2 protein-coding genes and 1 pseudogene are annotated in these 5,841 nt (G+C 62.5%); all 3 read right to left on the reverse strand.

Features of this window, described 5'->3' with window-relative positions; translation table 11 throughout:
• Window positions 1–246: 246 nt before the first annotated feature.
• The gene (locus MIC448_RS03470; RefSeq protein ID WP_081766165.1) at window positions 247–1,284 is read right to left on the reverse strand and encodes an HNH endonuclease; all 1,038 of its coding nucleotides are present in this window, start codon (window positions 1,282–1,284) and stop codon (window positions 247–249) included.
• A complete protein-coding gene (locus MIC448_RS03475; protein ID WP_144237972.1) occupies window positions 1,284–4,652 on the reverse strand; it encodes a hypothetical protein in 3,369 nt (1,122 codons plus the stop codon). Before MIC448_RS03475 ends, MIC448_RS03470 begins: the two co-directional genes overlap by 1 nt.
• Window positions 4,645–5,841: pseudogene (locus MIC448_RS03480) on the reverse strand (peptidase S8); the annotation flags it as partial. The pseudogene MIC448_RS03480 and the gene MIC448_RS03475, both read right to left, overlap by 8 nt.

The following is a 5,841-nucleotide window of genomic DNA, read 5'->3' on the forward strand; positions in this document are numbered from 1 at the left end:
CAGTCAGGTGCGCTACCAAGCTGCGCCACAGCCCGTGGCATTGTTTTTCAGTTGTTCGGGCCGACCGAAGAGTGGTAAACCACTTAACCCCCAGGTGCCAGGCGTACGACTCCCACGCCACTTGACCTGGGGTTTTGTATTGCACGAGCGTGCTCTGCGCATCACGATTTGCACGGTTTGCTGGCTGTTGGTCACCTGATTGGTCCACTTCACATCCCGGGCCGCGAGACTGCCATGTTCGTCATCTCAACTCGCCGACTTGTGACTGTTGCAGATCAGGTGAGCGAGCACTGAGTTGCCTCGGGTGTGGTCTCCGCCTCTCGACAGCGGCACGACGTGGTCCAAGCTCGCGCTCATGGCGTCGGGATGCAGCACTTCGGGGTCGACCTCCTGTCCACAGATACCGCAAAGCCAATGATCCCGTTCGTACACCTCCAACGGGTCGAATCGCTCGATGGCCGCTTCCTCCCGCGCCCTCCGCTCATGCTTGGCTGCGTTGCTGCTGACTCGGCGTCGACGATCCATTTCCGCTCGGTAGCGAGCCGAATGCATCGGCGCAGGATAGTGCGGCGAATCGACGGGGGCCGCGGCGTAGCACTCCCAGAAGAAGTAGTCCACGCCGTCGGGCTGTAGGTCCGTAATACGCTCGCGACGCCATTCACACAGCACGCCGTTGACTTGGAAAGTGTGGCTGAACAACTGGCCTTCAAGCCGTTCGCCTCCTGGGGCGTGCGGCCCGACCACCAAGGATGAGTAGTAGCCATCGCTAGTGGCACCGGCAACAAACATGTCGCCGCTCTCGGCAACGGCTATCACGACCCGCGAGGTGAAGTAGTTGTCGGGCATGTCCTGGACGAGGTACTGGGTCAGGATGCCGTAACGCTCGACCACGTCACCGGGGTGCGGACCATATCCCTCCCATTCGATAGGTAGTTCAGGCAGGAGGGCGTCCGGCCGGGTTTGAAACACGCGAGGACCGCTGGTGCGCGGGTTCGGTCGGGGCCCGACAGCTTCGACCGCCGCTGCCACCCCCTCGGCGTCGATGCTCGCGCTGCCCCGTCCGTAGCGGCGGCGCAACAGGCTGTTGCACCGTCCCGAGCACACATGTCTGTCACGTTGAACCCAGTGGGCGCTGGCTGGTATCGGTTCGCCACAGATGACGCAGGGCTCGCCACCCTTGGCGCGACCTTCGGAATGTTTCAGCGCCTCATCCATAACGCGGAAGTGAGCGTCTTGATCTGACATGACGATCAGCCTGCCATCGGTGACGCTCGCGGAGTCCACTACTCCTGGCTGGTTACGGACAAGGCCAGTCCTGCCGCATCGCCTGAGGTCTTCGAGACGCGTTCAAGGAGCGGCTGAACGCGAGCGCGTGCGTCTGCCCATCTTGACGTCCAGACGTCTGCGGCAGCGGCAGTATCGATCTGATTGATGGCAGCGTCGAGGACAGCGGCATCCAGGTCATCTGCGAGAGCGATGAATCGCGCTATCCCTGCCAGATCATGGTTCTGAGGCTTCGTAATGGCCGGCACGAGGTCGCCATGCATCTGGCTGAGCCATTGGATTGCCGCGTCCCGATCGATGCCTGCGATGGCGCCTAGATCGGCGGCGAGTGTTCCCCATCCCGAGCCTGCTGGAGCGTGAGTCTCCACGCGAGCCCCTCTGCGGATCGAACGTATCGCGAGGTCTGGGTACTGCCTCACGAGCGCGGAAGGGAACGGCTCAATGTCCTTCTCATGCTCTTCGAGGAACCCGCGCACGACGCCGTTGCCCCGCTCTCCCCAGCTCAGATGGTGGAGCAGGTGCTCGATCGCGCCGAAAGGACGGCCTTCAGGCCATCCTTCCTCACGTGCCTCTTCGACGACACGCAAGAGCCAGTCCGTCGACAAGTTGCTGGCGATCTCGTCCGTGATGTCTGTCGACAGGTACGAGAGCCACGCGAGCAGCAGGTCGAGGTTGTGGAGTTGATACTTCTTCTTGCGTTCCAGCGAGAGAGCAGCGGCGGTCCAGTCAACCGCCTCCATCTCTGCGAGAACGGTCGCGGCTAGTTCACGAAGCGCAGGCTCGGTAGCTTCCATGAATGCCGTGCGAGCGGCGTCCGACTCGTGGGGCTCGCGTTCGTCATCATCATCGTCATCGCGTGCGGATGGTGCATCGGCGAGTATTGCTACGAGGATCATCGTGCCGAAGATCCAGTCTGAGAAGTTACTTGCCGCATCCGCGAGGTCATGTTCCATCGCGTCCCGAATCTCACCGGCGCAGGCCTCGAAGACCGTTCTGGCTGTGCGAGGGGCGATGGAGGCGAGCGCGTCGATGAGGTCGTACACCTCAAACGGGTGCGATCGCGAGTCCCTCTCCGACAGCCAACGTGTGAGGGCATCTGGGTCGACGCCGCTCTCAAACTCGTCGCTCCAGGCAAGGAGGTTTCCGCTCCGCCAGTCTGGGCAGAGTTCTTGGATGAGGTGGGTCCAGTCCATCGCCGACCAGCGGGTCCCCGCGACAGAAAGCCGTTTTGCAATCATTCTGGCCGCGGCGGCGCCCCGAATTCTCTCGTAAGCAGCTTCGTGATTTGAACGAAGCCCGCTCAACATCCATCGGTAGCCGTTGACTTCTTCGGCTGCCACATACGGAAGCCACTGGATGATGCTGCTCGCAAGCTCATCGGCGGCTGGTTCAGGCAGTTTGAGCAGCCATTCGGAGGCCCAGAGGAGGTTCAGTGCGACGCCGCGGTCGCTACCAGGCGTCGCTGCGAGGCACTGGCGGAGAAGACTCTCGGAGACCTCCTGGTCGAGAATTGAGGTGGCCCACCGGTAGCGGTACGCGTCCATACGATCGAATACTCGAAAAAGCCAAAACTTGCCCGCAACTTCAACTTGGTTGTCGAGCAGGGCTGCACGAACGCCCGCTCGTACTGTGGCCCCGATCCCGTCGGCTTCGCGTTGTCCGAGATTCTGCAAAGCCCGCTCAGCGATCCGGATGTGTGCGGCCCGGACGCGGCCGTCATGTTCGCGGATGAGCTTCTCGTTAGTCAGAAGCAACAGTGCCCGGTCGATGCGATCCACTTGCGGTGCACCCTCCGGACCGAAGCGGGCGCTCGCCTGCTTCGCGGCCACAGAGGCAAGCTCCTCACGTGTAAGGCCTGCGTCTCTCGACGTCATCTGAGCTGTGCAGATGAACGCGAGCACCAGGGCGGCGTCAACGTCCTCAACAGCCCGATCCAGTGCACCGACAATACGACGCTCGCCGCCTGACGCCACGAACATGTAGAGCCATGGCTCTGTAGCCGTGCGCGCCGCGAGGTCGAGACGTTGCTCAGGCGTATCCGAGAAGACGGACCATCGCACTCGGTCATCAAGTTGCGTCAGCAACGGGGCGACCATGTCAATGTTGGCTCGGCAGTACTGATCGAGAACTCTTACCGCCTGGGCCGCGAGAAGTGTCTCATCGTCCCGAGTCTCCAGCCGTTCTGTGGAAACCAAGAGGACAGCGTGCGTGTCATCGGCGGACGATTCAAAATCAGCGACCACTCCTCGCTCAATGGCTTGGGCGTCGTCGATCACCGCAAGCACGGGACCTTTCAGACGACGGAACTCTTCTACATCGACAGTTGAAGCAACACCGGCTTGCTTCAGTTCAACAACCTTCCATCCCTCGCGGTTGAGCCGACGAGCAGCGTGGAATGCCGTGACAGATTTTCCCGTACCGCTAGACCCAGATAAGGTCGCGAACCGCGACGCGAGCAACCGCTCCGCGAGTCTCGGAGCAGCCGGCAGTTCAGGACACGCATCCACATCTGTCGGACGAAGACGCTCTCCCCTCAGCGCCGCCAGAAAGTTCCGACTTCGGAGGAACGTGACGTACTTCCAACCTCTGAGCGGGTCGACGGGCGCAAGTGCTGTAGCAAATGCCGCGAGTGCCCAATCAGCGGTGCCCACGATCGCTCCGTCGCCGGTGGCAGACGGTCCGACGCGGACAACAGGCCATCGCTCCTCCATCGGCGCAAGCAACGATTCGACGACAGTCGCATCGCTGCCGCTGTAGCCGAGCACCATGAGTGTTCGCGGCCGATCCGAGAGTTCTGTGACTCGGTCGAGTACCCCTGCGGAAACTTGGCCGTCCTCGTCCGGAAGCACCCAGTTTCCTTCCGGGTGGGCGGCGTCCCCGTGCGGCTTGTGCAGAAGGCCGGCTGGCAATCCGACTCCGTACATGCGCTCATGGGCTCGCTCGAGGCAGGTATCCCAGTTGTACGAGACCACCGCCTCGACGTGTCCGGTGTTCACGAGACGAGCAATGTCGAAGTGAGCGCTCGACGGTTCTCGGTCAGCATCGAGAGCCACAAAGGCTGATTGAAAGGACAGCCTGGCGGATGGAAACTCTCGGATAAGCTCCCATCCAACATGAAGAGCCGTGGAGTCTGACGACAAAATCTCTTTCGCGCTTCCTGTGGCGCTCGTGCGTGCCCGCAACTCCGCGAGAGCGTCAGGAACATCTTCGATCGCCTGCCAGATAAGAGGCGGAAGCTGCGCTGTCATGGGGTAGCCGCCGGCGGACAAGCCTGCACCAACGACGACAAAGGCGCCGAAGGACCTAACCATTCCAACCGCGTGCGCGAGCTCTACGTCTCTCTGGACAGCGCTCGTTGCCCTAGCCATTCCCCTGAATTCTCTCGCGCGTACGATCAGAGATCCGCTGTCGGAGCTGCGCGCGAACCTCATCGTGGATGGTCGTGGAAGTTTCCTCGGCCGTTTCAACGGAGACCACGAGCGCGTAGCGGACGGTCTTGCCTGCACGGAGCCGTTGGGCATCGTCCATGCATTCGACGTGGATGGGGAACGCGTCTCCGTCGCCGAAGACCATCGTTCGAGTCCCTTGGACGATCTCGTGCTGGAGACTCCCCCGCCTAACCGCGTTGTGTTCAGCGTCCGTTCGGTCTCCGCCGGCGAGGCTGGTATCGGGTGTCGCGAAGTAGACCTTGGCACCTCGATACCTTGTGAGCTGACCCACGGTCGGAACCATGTATGCGAGGGTGATCGTGAAGCGGTGCCACTCCGCTCGCGCGCGAAGGGACGGCGGCAGCGGCAAGTCGTACGTGTGGCGCTGGTTCCGCGCGATCAGTCCTCCGCCAACGAGTACAGCTCTGTTTGTTGCGGCGGTTCCGAGCCGGCTGGCGTCGAGCCGCCCATATCCGAGAAGCGCTGTCAGGCTCCGGCGGGCCTGCTGGTTGCTGAGTCCGAGTTCGCGGCGGAGTCTCGGTTCCCAGTCGCCCCAGTTGCTTGCGTGGGTAAGGAGGGCGCGTACGAGCAGTGGGTGGTATTGCGGATCGGGCAATGCTGCGTCCTGGGCGTCGGGTGCGCCTGCTTCCAGGATGTCGAACAGGCGACTCGCCTCGCGCGTCACCAATGCGGTGGCGTTGCTGGTGCCGACCGTAAACACGGTGTTATTGGTCGCGCCAGCTCGTCCGGGAGCGGCTACTTGGAGGCCGGGGCCCGCGATTGCTGTATGGGCCGGCTCGATGGTGACTGTTTCGTCACCGGGCGTGGTGATCGGGCGGGTGTAGAGCACCCTTCCGCCGGTGTGGTGGAGGTCCGGCTTGACGGATCGATCGACACCGGGACCTGTCGCACCGTAGTGAGCCGGCGCGCCTGGGTGGGTGATGTCCCAGACGGTGTCGGGCACGTCGATGTCTCCGAGTCCGTCTTCGTGAGTAGCGCCAATGGTGAGTGCGTTGAGTGCGTCGCCCGGGGGCAAGATACCCCGCAGGAGCGCGGCGTCGTAGACGGAACGAGTTGCCGCTGACCGTGCGGCGTCGGAATTGTCGCGCGTCAGAATGTTTGGCAGGGG

The organism is Microbacterium sp. C448 (assembly GCF_000582705.2).
In the GTDB taxonomy this organism is placed as follows: Bacteria; Actinomycetota; Actinomycetes; order Actinomycetales; family Microbacteriaceae; genus Microbacterium; species Microbacterium lacus_A.